The following is a 15550-nucleotide window of genomic DNA, read 5'->3' as shown; positions in this document are numbered from 1 at the left end:
GTAGATATCCAGTGGGGAGGGCGGCGATCTGCTTTCACTCCCACTCCCCAGGCGATCACCTAGGTGTGGCTGATCTGCAGGTCACTGATGATGCAGATCGAGCCGTCCTCGGCCGGTGTCGAGTCGCTGAAGTCGATCTGGTTGTAAAGGCCTCCATGGAAATCGAACAGCTGTGGACTCCAGCTGGCATCCAGTTGGAGATCGCCGGACGTGCCCGATAGGCCATTGCTCTCGACGTACACGTTCACGGTACCCAGTGATGTTGCGTGAATCCTGACCCTGAACCGGGTGCCGAGTGGAACGCCCCTGAGCAGGGTGCTGTTCACCGGGTCGGGCTGGTTGTAGCTCTGGCGAAAGCCCATGGTGAGGTTGCCCTTGTTCCAGAACACCTTCACTGCGGGGCTGTCATCGCCCTTCACATGCATCTGTGAGACGACGACCTTTTGTGCGGAGTTGACTTTCGTCACGGTCATCTCCTGGTAATTGATGTGGTCGGTGGCGCTGGCCAGCGACCAGTAGATCGATTCCTTCCATTCACATCGCGTGCGGTGGGTGCTTTTGCTCGAGGCCCCCTTGGTCGGTGCGTTGAACTGCAGCGAGCCGTCCGGTAGCGTCTGGATCACGCTGGGAAACTGCGCGAGCGCCTGAGCACCATTGAGTTCCAGGGCAACGGGGTTGGTGGCGGAGGTTGCGACCGGAGTCGCGATCGTCAGATTGCTGATGTTTACAGTCATGGTTCATCTCCTTGACGATAAATATCATTGGCCTGGCACGATTGCCGGGTGACCTTGGGGGTTGCATGCCTAGGTTGTGACTGGTCCGCTGGCGATAAGCTCGAAAAAAACGACGTATGGACGACCGGCGGTCGCCGGTACTGCCCCGTTTTGCTCGCTCCCACGCTCAGCGTGGGAACGATCGAGGCGGGAGCACATGACCTGAATCAGCCCAGGCGCAGGGACAGCTCGACATCCTCGGCGAAGGGCACGGACAGATAACCCGAGTCACTTCCCCGCACCCGCTCCAGATACTCCGGGCTGTAGTCGGCGTTGTCGGCAACGATCAGCGCTCCCGGTCGCAGGCGGCTTTCCAGCAATGCCAGGATCTGTGGGTACAGGGCCTTGGCGCCATCGAGCAGAACCAGGTCGATCTGTTCCGGCAGGTCCGTCGCCAGCGTCTGCAAGGCGTCGCCCAGACGAATCTCCACCAGGTCGTCCAGTCCGCCGGCAGCGAGGTGTTTGCGTGCCTGCTCGACCTTGGACGGCTCGAATTCGCTGCTGATCAGCCGTCCGCCGCCGTTGTCGCGCAAGGCGGCGGCCAGGTGCAGGGTGGAGAGGCCGAACGAGGTGCCGAACTCGACGATGTGTCGGGCATTGCTGCTGCGTGCCAGCATATAGAGCAGGGTGCCGGTTTCCCGTGAGACAGCGAGCGGGAAGTCCTTCAATTGCGTGTACAGCTGCAGGTACTCGGTCTTGCTGCGCATCAGCCGCTCGCGCTCTGCGTTCGAGACGCCGGCGAAGGCGGCGCTGTTCATGGGCGAGCTCGCTTCAGCCTCGGTGAACAGGCGCTCCAGCAGGGCGGCGAGTGGTGCTTGGGTGAGGGTGCTCATGGGGTTTTCCTGGCGTGTTGGATGAGTGGTTATAATGCGAATGAACCTTCATATTTTCTATTCGCATTGCGAGCCATGCCCATGAGTGAACGCCAGAACCCGCGGATTACCTCGCGCAAGGAGCCTCGGCAGGCTCGTTCCAATGATCTGGTGGCAGCCATTCTGCAGGCGGCTGTTCAGGTTTTGGCGCAGGAGGGTATGCGTCGCTTCACCACGACGCGGGTGGCGGAACGGGCCGGTGTCAGTGTCGGTTCGGTGTACCAGTATTTTCCGAACAAGGCGGCGATCCTGTTTCGCCTGCAGAGTGACGAGTGGCAACAGACCAGCGAGATGCTCCACGGCATTCTCCAGAATCGCGAGCGTCCGCCTCTGGCGAGGTTGCGTACGCTGGTGCACGTGTTCGTCCGTTCCGAATGCGACGAGGCCGCTGTCCGTGTTGCCCTCAATGATGCGGCACCCCTGTATCGGGATGCGCCCCAGGCCCGTGAGGTCAGGGAGTCGGGGCGGCGCACTGTCGAGGTATTCATGCAGGAGGTCTTGCCCGAGGCTGCGACGGCAACCCGGGCATTGGCGTGCGAGCTGATCACCATGACCCTCGGTTCCGTGGGCAAGACCTACTCGGAGAGTCCACGCACCGAGGCTGAAATCGAGAGCTATGCCGATGCCATGGCGGACATGTTCTGCGCTTATCTGAAAGGTCTGGGAGCGCTTGAGGATAGCTGAGCGTCAGGCCGCCTGATCGAGTGTCGCTTCGTCGGCCTCGGTGTCCTCGGCGGCGCCCCTGTCCAGGAACAGGAACACCACCGCTGCGGTCAGCACCGTGATGAGGGTCAACACCCGGAGCAGGCTGCTGAACGCGGCGCTGTAACCGGCGGCCAGCACTTCGCGTCCGGTATCCGGCAGCCATTGCTCGGCCCCGGCGAGGTTGCCGGTTGCCAGGTGCTGCGCTGCGCCGACGACACTGCCCAGGCTGCCGCTCGCCACCCCGTCCAGATGGGTAGCGGTATAGGCCGACAGCAGTGCGGTGACCACCGCGATTGCCACGCCTTCTCCGGCCACCCGGGTGGTGCTGAAGATGCCTGTGGCCATGCCGGCACGCTCCTTGGGCACCACGCTCACCGCCATGCCGTCCATCAAGCCCCAGGGCAGGCTGATGCCGGCACCGATCACCAGCATCGGCCAGGCCAGTTCAGCACTGCCGCTGCCCACTGGCACCAGACTGAGCCAGTACAGCCCGGCAGCGCACACCAGCAGGCCCGTGCCGGACAAGGTGGAGGCTGACAGCCAGCGGGTCAGATAGCCGGCGACGATCGGCAGCACCAGCAACGGTGCCGAGAGGGCGATCAGCAGCCAGCCGGCGGCGATCGCGCTCATGCCCTCGACCCCGACGAAACGGATCGGCAGCAGGATCAGCAGCACCACGAAGGAGTAGGCGGGGGCGGCTGCCAGCAGTTGGACGCCGACAAAACGTGGGTAGCGGAACAGGCTCAGGTCGAGCATGGGTTGGGCCACGCGCTTTTCGATCACCACGAAGGCGACGAAGGACAGCAGCGCCATCGTGAACAGGCCCAGCACCAGTGGGTGGGTCCAACTGCTCTCCGGCACTTCAAGAACCGCGAAGGTGAAGATCCCCAGCGCCCAGGTGAAGGTGATTGCGCCGGGCCAGTCGATACCGGCTGCGTCGGGATTACGTGATTCCGGCATGTAGCGGCCGGCCAGCACCAGGGAAATCACGGCCAGTACGGTGATCAGCAGGAAGATCAGGTGCCAGTCGAAGGCTTCGATGATCGTGCCGGCCACCACGGGGCCGAAGGATAAACCGATGCCGAAGCTGGTTCCGACGAAGCTGAAGGCACGCAGGCGGCCCGGGCCGTCGAACACCTGGGCCAGGGCCGACATGCCGCCGGAGAAGGCCAGCGCGGCAGCCACGCCCTGGGCGCCGCGCAGCATGTCGAACAGCACCAGGTTGGGGGCGAGCGGCAGGATCGCGGCGAGGAGGGCGAAGGCGCTGACCCCGCCGATGAAGACCTTTTTCCGGCCGTAGCTGTCAGCCAACGTACCGGCCAGCATCAGGCAACTGCCGAAAGTCAGCATGAAGGCATTGGTGACCCAGCTCAGAGCCATGGGCGAGCCACCGAAGGACTGGCCGATCGCTGGGAGGGCGACTGCCGGTGCGGTGAAGTTGAAAGGCAGGGTGATGGCGGTGATACACACCGCCAGCAGGATCAGGCGTTGCCGTAGCGCGTGGGTGGACATGAGGTGAGATCCTTGGTTCGGGTCGGTAAAGGCACCCGGGTTGCAGGTAACTACGTCGACCGTTCGGTGGTTTACCGAGGTCGACAGAACATGCAAGGATGATAAGGAGCGTGTAATCGAGTTAAAAACGGTAAGAATTCCGCCCATAGCGGAATAAAACGATCGAATAGGAGAGGCTGGTGGACCGACTCAGTGGCTTGATGTCTTTCATCCGCACGGCAGAGCTGGGTAGTTTCGTGGCGGCCGGCCGGGCGCTGGGGTTGTCGGCGTCCGCGGTGGGCAAGGGGGTGACCCGGCTGGAACAACGGTTGGGCGTCCGGCTGTTCCAGCGCTCGACCCGCAGTCTCAGCCTGACCGACGAGGGCCGGGTGTTCCAGGAGCGTTGCCGACGTATCCTCGATGACCTGGACGACGCCCAGTCGACGTTGTCGCAGTCCACGGAAATCCCGCGCGGGCGCCTGCGCGTGAGCATGCCGGCGGCCAGTTACCACCTGTTCCAGACAGTGCTGATCGCATTCATGGACGCCTATCCCGATATCGAACTGGACCTGGATTTCAGTGACAAGCTGGTGGACGTGATCGAGGAAGGGGTGGATGTGGTCATCCGCAGCGGCGAGTTGCCGGATTCACGCCTGATGCATCGCCCGTTGCCCGGCGTGCAGCCGGTGCTGTGCGCGGCCTCGTCTTATCTGGACCGGCATGGCGTGCCGCAAACCCCGGCTGACCTGGACGGCCACCTGGCGGTACGCTTTCGCTACTTCAAGAACGGCAAGCTGCTGGATTTCCCGCTGCTGCGCGAGGAGGGCGCGCGCGAACCACGCACCCGCACGGTGATGGTCAGCAATAACATGGAAATGGTGCGGGCAGCGCTGCTCAAGGGCTTCGGCCTGGGCACCATTCCTGACTTCCTGGCGCGCGAAGCCCTGGCCGACGGCTCGCTGCACTGCCTGTTGCATGGCTATCTGATTCCACCGGACACGTTGAGCATCGTCTGGCCGTCGAGCCGCCAGTTGTCGCGCAAGATCCGTGTGTTCGTCGATTTCATGTGCGAACGACTGGAGCAGGAGGCCACGCTGATGCGCCAGACTCTGGCGCAGGACTGTCTGTATTCGCGCAGGCATGAGAATTCATCGGCACGCTAGGGCTTCACACCCTGGCAGGCCATCGCTTTATCCATTGCAAACCAAGGAGTATCGAGCATGAGTGATTCATCGGATTACCAGCCGCCCAAGGTCTGGACCTGGGATACCGAGAATGGTGGCAAGTTCGCCAACATCAATCGGCCGATCGCCGGCGCGACCCATGACAAAGAGCTGCCGGTCGGCCGTCATCCGCTGCAGTTGTACTCCCTGGCCACGCCCAACGGGCAGAAGGTCACGATCCTGCTGGAAGAGCTGCTGGCGCTCGGGCACCAGGGGGCCGAATACGATGCCTGGCTGATCCGCATCGGCGAGGGCGAACAGTTCGGCAGCGGTTTCGTCGGCGTGAATCCGAACTCCAAGATCCCGGCACTGCTCGACCGTAGCGGGGCCAAGCCGATCCGTGTGTTCGAGTCCGGGGCGATCCTGCAGTACCTGGCGGAGAAGTTCGGTGCGTTCCTGCCCACCGAACCGGCTGCGCGTGCCGAGTGCCTGTCCTGGCTGTTCTGGCAGATGGGCAGCGCGCCGTACCTGGGCGGTGGTTTCGGGCATTTCTACGCCTATGCACCGACGAAGATCGAATACGCGATCAACCGCTTCGCCATGGAAACCAAGCGCCAGCTCGACGTGCTGGAACGGCAGTTGGCGGTCACCGAGTACATTGCCGGCAATGAGTACACCATCGCCGATATCGCCATCTGGCCCTGGTATGGTGGCCTGGTGAAGGGGCGGCTCTACGAGGCGGCAGAGTTCCTGTCGGTACACGAGTATCCGAACGTGCAGCGTTGGGCCGATGCCATCGATGCTCGTCCCGCGGTACAGCGGGGGCGGATGGTCAACCGTGTGTCCGGGGAGCTGTCCAGCCAACTGCGCGAGCGGCATGACGCCGCGGACTTCGATAGCCGTACCGAAGACAAGCTGGCCGCCACCCGGGCATAACCTGCGGCTGGGGGAGAACCCCTTGCTCGCCCATGTGGGCGAGCAAGGGGTCAAGCCGCCTGGGTTGGCCCAAGGCGAAAAGGTGGATTAACGCTGGCAAAGAGCAAGGATATGTTCGGCAGCGCTCCGTATGTACGGAAGTGCCACACCGACTGCAACGATCCCCAACTGCCATTGGATGAGTTTATTTTTCGAGTGGAGGCCCTGGATAGCGGCTTCCAACCGAGCACTTCTTTCGTCGACGAATTCGGACGCCTCAACCTCGGGAAGATCGGGACCTTTCCTGTCGGTTGCGCTGCCAGCACCGTCGACGCTTTTCTCTTTCGACCGCCGAAGTTCGTCGAACTGGTCGTTGAGGGAGGTGTTTAAAGCGGTGATCTGCTCGCCCAGCCGTTCAAGCTGGGTCTGCAACCCGCTGTTCTGTACCTGGAGTGTGGTTCGCAGGTTGCCAAGGGTGCCACGAAACTCGCTCCCGACATCCGTGATCGACTGCTTCAGGTGTTTCTCGATGCCTTTGAGGTCTGAGGTGAAAGCCGCCAGTAACTCATGCAGCGATGCTTTTACGTCCATGGTGTCTCCTTTTCATGCGCGAGCGACGGAGACACCGCCTGACGGCAGGGCTCTCCGTCAGGGGGGGATGTGGTGTATTCGGTCGGCGAGGGTATCGACGACTGTTCGCGCTGCCGAATACTGAGCGAACTTCAGGCGATCAATACGCCTAGGCGTACCGTGGCCTCAAAGATCGTGACCACGTGGGCAGGTGCTGTCGACGACAGCGAACCAGAGCAGATGATTGCGCTCGCGCGGCGGGGTGGGCTAGTCGGTGATTTCCTCGCCTCGGCTGGGAAAGGGCCACCCGGTTTGTCCGTTACCGCTGGCTTGCGCGGGACCTGCGGGATATGTCCGCCAACGCCGTTCAGCCAGCCCCGACAAGCCCGGCGGGGGCCTCTTCATTGGCCGGGCCTGGCGCGCCCGAAAGGATTTTTTCCACGTACTGCGCCGGTGTACTGCCCAGCAGACTGCGGAACATGTAGATGAAGGCGCTGGAGCTGCGGTAGCCGAGGGCCTGGGCCACTTCGTTGATCGAAACGCCCTGTACCAGGCGGCAGATGGCTTCGTCGACCCGCACCTGCAGGCGCCAGTGGTGGAAGGTCACGCCGGTTTCTTCCTTCATCCGTCGGGCCAGGGTACGCGAGCTGGCGCCGATGCGTTCGCCCCATTCCTCGAGGGTGTCGTTGTTGTCCGGGTTTTGCAGGATGGCATCGCAGACCCGCCGCAGGCGCCGGTCGAGTGGCATGGGCAGGCTGTTGTTCTGGCGCGATGCTTCGGCCAGCAGGTGCAGCAACAATCCCGAGGCCTGCTGGCGCGGTTCCTCGGCCAGGCTCGGGTTGTCGTTGAGCATCAGGATCAGCTCGCGCATCAGCGGCGTCACGGTCAGCACGCAGCATTCGTCCCAGCGCCAGGGCACTGCGTGCGGGTCGAGATAGACCGAGCGCATGGAGATTTCCCCGACCATCTGCACTTCGTGAGTGACCCCGGCCGGTATCCACAGCGCACGCATCGGTGCGAGGGTCCAGGCACCGGTTTCGGTGCTGACGCGCATCAAACCCTTGGGCGAGTACATCAGTTGGATACGGGTGTGGGAATGGGGCTGCTGCCTGGCGCCGGACGCATAGTCGTAGGCCCGCACGACCAGCGCTGGAGCGTCCTCGGGAAACTCGCGGTGCTGGTTCATGGCCGCTTTTTGTGCGGATGGCCCATGAGCGGCAGAAATGCGCCAATTCTGTCCTTTCATCGATACAAGTTGTCCTGAAGCTCAGTAAACAGACTGGCAAAATTAATGCAAACCAATCGCATTTACAATAACTTGGGCCAACAACCTTCATGAGCAGAAGTATGACTGAACGCTTTGCGCATCTTTCCCTGGCGACCGACCGGAGCCCCCGCCTGCCGGCGTTCAGGCTGTTCCTGCTGGCCCCGCTGGCCCTGGCCGTGGCGGTCGGGCAGGCCCAGGCTGCGCCCCAGACAGTCCTGCCGCAGACCAGTGTCGTCGGCGACCAGCTTACACAGGAAGCCGCCACGACTGAAGGCTCGGACAGCTACAAGCCATCTCTGGTGACGGTCGGCAAGGTGTCGGCGGCGCCCAGGGATGTACCGGCCTCGGTGACGGTGATCACTCGCCAGCGCATGGACGACCAGGCCATGACCAGCGTCGACGAGGCCCTGCGCAACACGCCCGGGATCACGGCGGTGACCTACGGCGATGGCACCAGCTACTTCCAGTCCCGCGGTTATGCCGCCGAAGTGCAATTCGACGGCCTGCCGGCGAACAACGGCCTGCAGTACCTGCCGCAGTTCGACCTGGCACTCTACGACCGGGTCGAGGTGCTGCGCGGCCCGGCCGGATTGCTGCAAGGCTTCGGCAACCCGGGCGGCACGGTCAACCTGGTGCGCAAGCGCCCGCAGGACGTGTTCAGCCTCAGCGGATCGGTCTCGGCCGGTTCATGGGACAACTACCGCACCGCCTGGGACGTCACCGGGCCGCTGACCGACAGTGGCAACATCCGTGGCCGACTCGGCTTCAGCGGCCAGGACCAGCGTGGCTTCCAGGATGACGGCAAGACCGGGCAGGGCCTGATCTATGGCTCGCTGGCCTTCGACCTTGATCCGGATACCGAACTGACTGTCGGCATGGCCCAGCAGAAGATCAACCTCAATGGCCTGGACTATGGGCTGTCGACCTTCAGCAACGGCAGCTTCGTCGATGGCAAGCGCTCGGGCTTCTACGGCACCGACTGGAGTTACGCCGACACCGACATGACCGAGATCTATGCCGACCTGGTGCATCACTTCGCTAACGGCTGGCAGAACCGCACGGCCATCAACTACCGGACCTCGGAGATCAGCTCCAAGTACGGCTATATCAATGGCCCGGTCAACCTCGATCGTACGGCCGACTACTGGCTGCAGCATCAGCAGGACCGTTACCGCTGGGTCGGTGTCGACTCTTACGTCAACGGCCCGTTCGAACTGTTCGGGCGCACCCATGAACTGATGCTCGGGGTCAACTACGCCGAGAGCCACCAGCACAGCCTGTCGGGCGGGACCAGTGGCGGGGTGGTCGACATCGACAACATCGAGGTGGCCAACCGCGATATTCCGTACCGTTCCGGTACCACTTCCGATACCAGCCAGTATGGTGTCTACGGCCAGGTGACCTTCAAGCCGCTGGACGACCTGTCGCTGATTCTGGGCGGTCGCCAGAACCACTACGAAAGCTCGCGCCAGAGCCTGCTGCCGTCGAACGGCGCAACAGTCAACGACCCCGACCAGAACAAGTTCACCCCCTATGCCGGGGTGGTCTACAGCCTCAATTCCTGGTTGTCGGCCTACGGCAGCTACTCGGACATCTTCACCCCGTCGCAGGCGTTCCAGACCACGGCCAGCGGTTCGGTGCTCAAGCCGCGGACCGGGCACCAGGCCGAGGTCGGCCTGAAGGGCGAGTTCCTTGACGGCCGGCTGGGTGCAACGCTGGCGGTGTTCCAGATCGACGACCAGAACCGGCCGGTCGCCGACGACGCCAACCCCGGGCGCTGGCTGGCCCAGGGCAAGGCACGCAGCCGTGGCTTCGAGGCGGAGGTCACCGGCAAGGTCCTGCCGAACTGGGACGTGCAGGCTGGCTACACCTACCTGCAGACCAACCTGCTGGGAGCGGCGGCGGCCGGCTCCAATGGCATCCAGGACCCGGAAGAGCCCAAGCACCTGCTCAAGCTCTGGAACACCTACCACTTCGAGGACGGCCTGCTGAACAACTGGCGTGTCGGCGGGGGTATCCGCGCCCAGAGCAAGACCACGCGTAACGAGGTCAGCTACCAGGGCGGTTACGCAGTGCTCGATGGCCTGGTCGGCTACAAGGTCAACGACAACCTCGACCTGGCGCTGAACATGAACAACCTGCTCGACCGTACCTACTACGCCCGGGTGCCGGCCAGCTACTACGGCCTGTACGGCGATCCACGCAACGCGACCCTGACCCTGCGAGTGAAATACTGACCGCCCATGACTTCGACCCGAACCTCCGATCCATCCACCCCCGTCCAGCTCCACTGGCCGGGATCCGGCGGGACGCCGTTCGCCTTGCTGCTGGGCCTGCTGCGGGGGGCGCGCCGGCTGTTGCTGGTCGCGGCGGCGGCGAGCCTGGTTGCCGGTTTTGGCAGCGCCGCGCTGGTCGCATTGATCAACCAGTCGCTGTCGGCCCGGGGTGATGAACTGGGTGAATTGGGCTTGCACTTCATGCTGGTCGGCATCGGCGTGCTGGCCTTGCGCCTGCTTTCACAGACGCTGTTCATGTACCTGGGGCAGCGGGCTAAGGCCAGTGTGCGCTTGCGCACCATCGGTCATATCGCCGACGCGTCCTACGCCCATCTGGAACGTTATGGCGGTGGGCGGCCGCTGGCGGTGCTCACCGGTGACCTGGACACGCTGGTGGTGCTGTTCATCAACCTGCCGACGATCATGATGCAGAGCACGGTCATCATCGGCTGCCTGGCTTACCTGGGCTGGCTGTCCTGGCAGATCCTGCTGTTCGCGCTGCTTGCCGTGGCGGTTGGCGCGGCGGGTTTCCTGTTGGTCAACAGCCGGGCACTGGAGCACCTGCGCGGCTCCCGCCAGCGCGAGGACGACCTGATCCAGCAGTTTCGCGCGCTGTTCGATGGGGCCAAGGAGCTCAAGCTGCATCGGGCCCGGCGCCAGGCCTTCGTCAACGACACGCTGGCGCCGCACATCGAGTCGGTGCGGGTGCAACGTACCCTGGGCTACGTGCTGTTCAGCGCCGCCTCGAGCTGGGGCAACCTGGTGTTGTTCGCCTTCATCGGCCTGACCCTGTTCGTGCTGGCGCGCAGCTACGGGGTCGACCAGCAGGTGATGTCCGGCTACGCGATGATCTTCCTGTACATGATCCTGCCGATCGAAGGGCTGTTGGCGGCGTTGCCGACAGTGGGTTCAGCGCGTATCGCGCTGGAGCGCATTGCCCGGCTGGAGGAGCAGTTGCCGCTCGAGGTCGCGGGTGAGCAGGGCGCCGCCGCCGGCTTCCAGCGCATCGAGTTGCGGGGCCTGACGCACCGGTATTTCCGTGAGAAGGAAAACAGCTACTTCATGCTCGGCCCGATCGACCTGGCGTTCGTGCCGGGACAGGTCAGTTATCTGATTGGTGGCAACGGCAGTGGCAAGACCACGCTCGCCAAGCTGCTGGTGGGGTTGTACGAGGGCGAGGGCGGCGGTGTGCTGCTCGACGGCCAGCCGGTCGGGGCGGGCAATCGTGACGCCTATCGCCAGCGTTTTTCCACGGTGTTCAGTGACTTCTTCCTGTTCGATACGCTGCTGGGGGTGATGCCGCCCCATCTGGAGCCCCAGGCTCGGCGGCTGCTCAAGGAGCTGCAACTGGAGCACAAGGTGAGCATCGAGAACGGCGCTTTCACCACGCTGAACCTGTCCCAGGGCCAGCGCAAGCGCCTGGCGTTGCTGGTGGCGCTGCTCGAAGACCGGGCGTTCTATGTGTTCGATGAGTGGGCGGCCGACCAGGACCCGGCGTTCAAGGAGGTGTTCTACCGAACCCTGTTGCCGGACCTCAAGGCCCGGGGCAAGGCGGTGCTGGTGATTACCCATGATGATCGCTACTTCGCCCTGGCCGACCGTTGCATCAAGCTCGACAGCGGCCAGGTGGTCGCCGATATCCCCGGTACCGTCAGCCCAGAGGAGCTGTCCGTTCGATGAACATGATTGAACCAGGCGTCGCCGCACCCGCTGGCAGCGACGAGCTGTACCGGTTGCAGGGTGTCAGTGTGCGGGTCGGCTCGCGCACCCTGTTGCAGCCGATGGACCTCTCGCTTCGGCAGGGGCGGATCTATGGGCTGATCGGCCACAACGGCTCGGGCAAGTCGACGCTGCTCAAGCTGCTGGCCCGCCAGCACCCGGCCAGTGCCGGGCTGCTGCAGTTGGGCGGCAAGCCGGTGCAGGGCTGGTCGTCACGGGATTTCGCCCGGCAGATCGCCTATCTGCCCCAGCAACCGCCAGAGGTCGACGGCCTGCTGGTGCGCGAACTGGTGGCCCTGGGGCGTCATCCGTGGCATGGCGTCCTGGGACGTTTCGGCGCCGAGGATCGGCAGTGGGTCGAGCAGGCCATGCACGCCACCGATGTCGCGCAGTATGCCGAGCGCGCGGTCGACAGCCTGTCCGGTGGCGAGCGCCAGCGCGCCTGGATCGCCATGCTGGTGGCGCAGAACTGCCGCTGCATGCTGCTCGACGAGCCGACCTCGGCCCTGGACATCGGCCATCAACTGGCGGTGCTCGAGCTGGTTCGCGAGCTGTGCCGGCAGCGTGGCATGGGGGCGGTGATCATCCTGCATGATGTGAACATGGCCGCCCGTTTCTGTGACGAGATCATCGCCCTGCGCGAGGGGCGCCTGCAGTTGCAGATCAGCGCCGGGCAGATGCTGCACGAAGATCATCTGCAACAGGTCTACGGGGTGCCCATGGGCGTGCTGTCGGACCCGGCCAGTGGCCGCCTGATCGGGTTCGCGCGATGAGTGCCGGGCTCAAACGACGGGCCTTCCTGCAAGGCCTGGCCGCTGTCGTTCCGGCCTGGCATGTCGCCGGCGCCTGGGCCGAGGCGCGGGCGTATTCCAGGGTCGTGCCGCTGAGCTGGGAACTGGCCGAAACCTTCCTGGCCCTGGGGCAGGTGCCGATCGCCTTGCCGTTGCCGGACTGGTACCGCCGGACCATCGTCGAGCCGCCGTTGCCGGAGGGCGTGATCGATGTCGGGCTGTTGTACCAGCCCAGCTTCACGCTGCTGCAGCAACTGCGGCCGGACCTGCTGATCCTGACGCCGGGGCATGTCGGCCTCAAGTCGATGCTCGAGCGTCTGGCGCCGACGGCCACCTTTGGCGGCTACATGAGCGCGGCACAACCTTACCCTGCCTTGCAGCAGGAGACCCGGCAGATGGCTGCGCTGCTCGCCTGCGCCGCCAGGGGCGAGGCATTGGTCAATGACACCGAACAGTTGCTGAATACGGTTCGCCAGCGCCTGGCCAGCCAGCCGGACCTGCTGGCTCGGCCGGTGCTGGTTGCCGATGCGGTGGATGAGCATCACCTGCGGGTGTATGGCGCCGGCAGCCTGTTCGACACAGTGCTGTCGCGGATCGGAGTGAGCAATGCGGCGCATCCGGGGGATGCTGCTGCCGCTCGCTGGGTGAGTAACTCGGCGGGTTATGCCCTGGTGCCGCTGCAACGTATCGCCGCGCTGCCTGAGGTCAGTTTGCTCTTGGTGGGGCCGTTGCCACCTGGCGTCGACACGGCGCTCAGGCGCAGTCCGGTGTGGCAGGCATTGCCTTGTGTGCGTGAGCGGCGGGTGGCGCTGATGCCGGTGATCGCCCCCTATGGCGGGCTGGTTTCCCTGCAACGCTTCGCCCGTGCGGTCGAGGCGGCCCTGTACCCAATGGCCCATCAGGAGCCTGCGAGTGTCTAGTTTTCGTTTGTCGTTCATTCCGCGCGGCTGCCTGCTGCTGTTCGCCGTCCTGTTCGCCCTGGCTGCGGGGCTGGCACTGTGGCAGGTGGGTGCGACCCTGGGCAGTGCTTCCTGGCTGTCGGCGTTGCTGAGGCCGGACCCTGAAAATCTGTCCCAGGTCTTGTTGCATGAAGTGCTGTTGCCACGGGTCGCCATGGCCCTGCTGTGCGGTACCGCCTTGGGCCTGGCCTGTACGCTGATTCAACAGGTGCTGCGCAATCCCCTGGCCGAGCCGATGACCCTGGGCATTTTCCCAGGGGCCTACCTGGCACTGGCGTTGTACACGCTGTACGACGGTGGTGCGGCCGGACGTGAACTGGTCGCGCTCGTCGGCGGCGCACTGGCCGTGCTGGTGGTACTGGCACTGGCCTGGCCGCAGCGGCTGTCGCCGATGGCGGTGATCCTCTGCGGCATGGTGGTCAATCTCTATTGTGGTGCGGTCAGCCTGGCGATCGCGCTGGTGCATTTCGACTTCCTGCTCGGCTTGCAGATCTGGGGTGGTGGTTCGTTGGAGCAGGCCGGCTGGCAGCCCAGCGCGCATCTGCTGGCCGGGTTGGCTGGCTCGGTCTTGACCGTGTGGTGGATACGCCGGCCACTGGCGTTGCTCGACAGTGGTGAAAGCACGGCGCGTAGCCTGGGCGCCAAGGTGGAGCGAACCCGGCTGGTCGCGCTGCTGGTAGCTGTGGTGCTCACCGCGTTGGTGGTGGCCCAGGTTGGCGTGATCGGCTTTCTCGGCCTGGCGGCCCCGGCCCTGGCCCGTTTGCTCGGGGCTCGGACCCTGTACCAGCGGTTGTTCTGCTCGGCCGGCATCGGTGCGGCGATTCTCTGGGCCACCGACCAGGTGGTCCTGCTGATCTCGACCACCCAGGTGTTCTCGGCGCACCTGATTCCCACCGGCACGGTCACTTCGCTGCTGGGTGTGCCGTTGCTGGTCGCCCTGTTGCCGCGTCTGCGCAGCGGTATTTCCAGTCAGTGGAAACCGGCTTGGCCGATGGGCTCAGGTTTTACTTTCCGGCGTTGGCTATGGCTGGCGGGGCTGCTGGCGGTCGGGCTGTTCCTGTCGCTTGCGGTGGCGCGGGGCCTGGATGGCTGGGCCATCGCCAGTTGGACCGAGGTTCAGGGGCTGCTGTTCTGGCAGGTGCCACACACGGTGCTGGCCATGGCGGCGGGCGGCCTCCTGGCGCTGGCGGGCACCTTGTTGCAGCGAGCCACCGCCAACCCGATGGCGAGTCCCGATCTGCTTGGGGTCAGCTCCGGTGGTGCGCTGGGTATCGTCGTCGTGGTCTTTGCCGTCAGCCAGCCGACGCCGGCGCTGCTGTTCACGGCCTGCCTGGCTGGCTCCCTGGCGGCGCTGGGCGGCCTGCTGTGGTTGGGACGGGGTACCTTCACCCCGCAGCGCCTGCTGCTGATCGGCGTAGCCGTCAGTGCCTGGTTCCAGGCGATGGTCAGTGCGACGCTAGCCAGCGGCGATCCACGTGCCGCCCTGATGCTGCAACTGGTGACCGGCTCGACCTATTACATCCCGGCAGTGCTGGCCTGGGCAGCGGCAGGCGTGCTGGTGCTCGGTTTGTGCCTGGTGCCGCTGTTCTCACGCTGGCTCCAGGCGTTTTCGCTGGGCGAGGGGGCGGCGGCGAGTGTCGGCGTGCCGGTGGCCCGGGCGCGCCTGCTGATCCTGCTGTTTGCCGGCGTGCTCACCACCATGGCTACGCTGCTGGTGGGGCCGCTGTCCTTCATCGGCCTGCTGGCGCCGCACATTGCTCGTCTGGCCGGTGCCCGGCGGCCGCTGCAGCAGCTATGGGTAGCGGCGCTGCTGGGCGCGGTGCTGATGATGGTATCGGAATGGCTCGGCCGGCAGATGATCTTTCCCCAGCAGATGCCGGCCGGGCTGGTGGCGACACTGCTGGGCGGGCCTTACCTGGTGCTGTTGATGCTGTACCGGCGCAGGCAGTGACCGGCTCGCTCAGAGCCTGAGCCGTTCGTCGCTACTGTCATTTCTGACAGTAGCGAGTGAGGCTGATAGGCCGTGAAATAGGAACAGCGAACGGCAAG

13 protein-coding genes are annotated in these 15550 nt (G+C 64.5%); 8 read left to right on the top strand and 5 right to left on the bottom strand.

The annotated features are described in order from the left end of the window. Window positions 1–59 precede the first annotated feature (59 nt). Together HU752_RS18005 and HU752_RS18000 are read right to left on the bottom strand one after the other, a co-directional pair. Complete coding sequence (locus HU752_RS18005) at window positions 60–734, bottom strand: polysaccharide lyase family 7 protein (protein ID WP_186684804.1); 675 nt, start codon at window positions 732–734, stop codon at window positions 60–62. A gap of 206 nt (window positions 735–940) precedes the next feature. Then, window positions 941–1606, bottom strand: a complete 666-nt coding sequence (locus HU752_RS18000; protein ID WP_186684806.1) for an O-methyltransferase — start codon at window positions 1604–1606, stop codon at window positions 941–943. 81 nt (window positions 1607–1687) lie between these two features. On the opposite strand from HU752_RS18000, the gene HU752_RS17995 reads away from it, so the two are divergent. Continuing rightward, complete coding sequence (locus HU752_RS17995) at window positions 1688–2329, top strand: TetR/AcrR family transcriptional regulator (protein WP_186684808.1); 642 nt, start codon at window positions 1688–1690, stop codon at window positions 2327–2329. 3 nt (window positions 2330–2332) lie between these two features. Here HU752_RS17995 and HU752_RS17990 read toward each other — a convergent pair whose 3' ends face one another. After that, window positions 2333–3862 carry an MFS transporter gene (locus HU752_RS17990; protein WP_186684810.1) on the bottom strand — a complete coding sequence of 510 codons (1530 nt, stop codon included), beginning with the start codon at window positions 3860–3862 and terminating at the stop codon, window positions 2333–2335. A 179-nt stretch (window positions 3863–4041) separates the two neighbouring features. Between HU752_RS17990 and HU752_RS17985 the strand changes: the two genes are divergently transcribed. Further along, window positions 4042–5004, top strand: coding sequence for a LysR family transcriptional regulator (locus HU752_RS17985; protein ID WP_186684812.1), 963 nt, complete (start codon window positions 4042–4044; stop codon window positions 5002–5004). 57 nt (window positions 5005–5061) lie between these two features. Further along, complete coding sequence (gene yghU, locus HU752_RS17980; RefSeq protein WP_186684814.1) at window positions 5062–5940, top strand: glutathione-dependent disulfide-bond oxidoreductase; 879 nt, start codon at window positions 5062–5064, stop codon at window positions 5938–5940. A gap of 87 nt (window positions 5941–6027) precedes the next feature. On the opposite strand, the gene HU752_RS17975 is transcribed toward yghU, so the two are convergent. Both HU752_RS17975 and HU752_RS17970 read right to left on the bottom strand, forming a co-directional pair. Then, window positions 6028–6510 carry a hypothetical protein gene (locus HU752_RS17975; protein WP_186684816.1) on the bottom strand — a complete coding sequence of 161 codons (483 nt, stop codon included), beginning with the start codon at window positions 6508–6510 and terminating at the stop codon, window positions 6028–6030. A gap of 346 nt (window positions 6511–6856) precedes the next feature. Continuing rightward, window positions 6857–7675 (bottom strand): AraC family transcriptional regulator, encoded by an 819-nt coding sequence (locus HU752_RS17970; protein ID WP_186684818.1) that lies wholly within the window; start codon window positions 7673–7675, stop codon window positions 6857–6859. 161 nt (window positions 7676–7836) lie between these two features. On the opposite strand from HU752_RS17970, the gene HU752_RS17965 reads away from it, so the two are divergent. From HU752_RS17965 to fhuB, 5 genes are read left to right on the top strand one after another with little or no spacing between them, the layout of a single operon-like run. Then, the gene (locus HU752_RS17965) at window positions 7837–9993 is read left to right on the top strand and encodes a TonB-dependent siderophore receptor (RefSeq protein WP_186684820.1); all 2157 of its coding nucleotides are present in this window, start codon (window positions 7837–7839) and stop codon (window positions 9991–9993) included. A gap of 6 nt (window positions 9994–9999) precedes the next feature. Continuing rightward, window positions 10000–11712 (top strand): cyclic peptide export ABC transporter, encoded by a 1713-nt coding sequence (locus HU752_RS17960; RefSeq protein ID WP_225920017.1) that lies wholly within the window; start codon window positions 10000–10002, stop codon window positions 11710–11712. After that, complete coding sequence (locus HU752_RS17955; RefSeq protein WP_186684827.1) at window positions 11709–12524, top strand: ATP-binding cassette domain-containing protein; 816 nt, start codon at window positions 11709–11711, stop codon at window positions 12522–12524. Before HU752_RS17960 ends, HU752_RS17955 begins: the two co-directional genes overlap by 4 nt. Then, a complete protein-coding gene (locus HU752_RS17950) occupies window positions 12521–13462 on the top strand; it encodes an ABC transporter substrate-binding protein (RefSeq protein WP_186684829.1) in 942 nt (313 codons plus the stop codon). Before HU752_RS17955 ends, HU752_RS17950 begins: the two co-directional genes overlap by 4 nt. Further along, entirely contained in the window at window positions 13455–15452 is a 1998-nt protein-coding gene (gene fhuB, locus HU752_RS17945) for a Fe(3+)-hydroxamate ABC transporter permease FhuB (protein WP_225920016.1), read from the top strand. The genes HU752_RS17950 and fhuB overlap by 8 nt, the downstream gene beginning before the upstream one ends. The last annotated feature ends 98 nt before the right edge of the window (window positions 15453–15550 follow it).

Origin of the sequence: Pseudomonas vanderleydeniana (genome assembly GCF_014268755.2) — a bacterium.
In the GTDB taxonomy this organism is placed as follows: domain Bacteria; phylum Pseudomonadota; class Gammaproteobacteria; order Pseudomonadales; family Pseudomonadaceae; genus Aquipseudomonas; species Aquipseudomonas vanderleydeniana.
The sequence above is the reverse complement of the archived record's forward strand: the minus strand, read 5'-3'. Positions and strand labels throughout refer to the sequence as shown.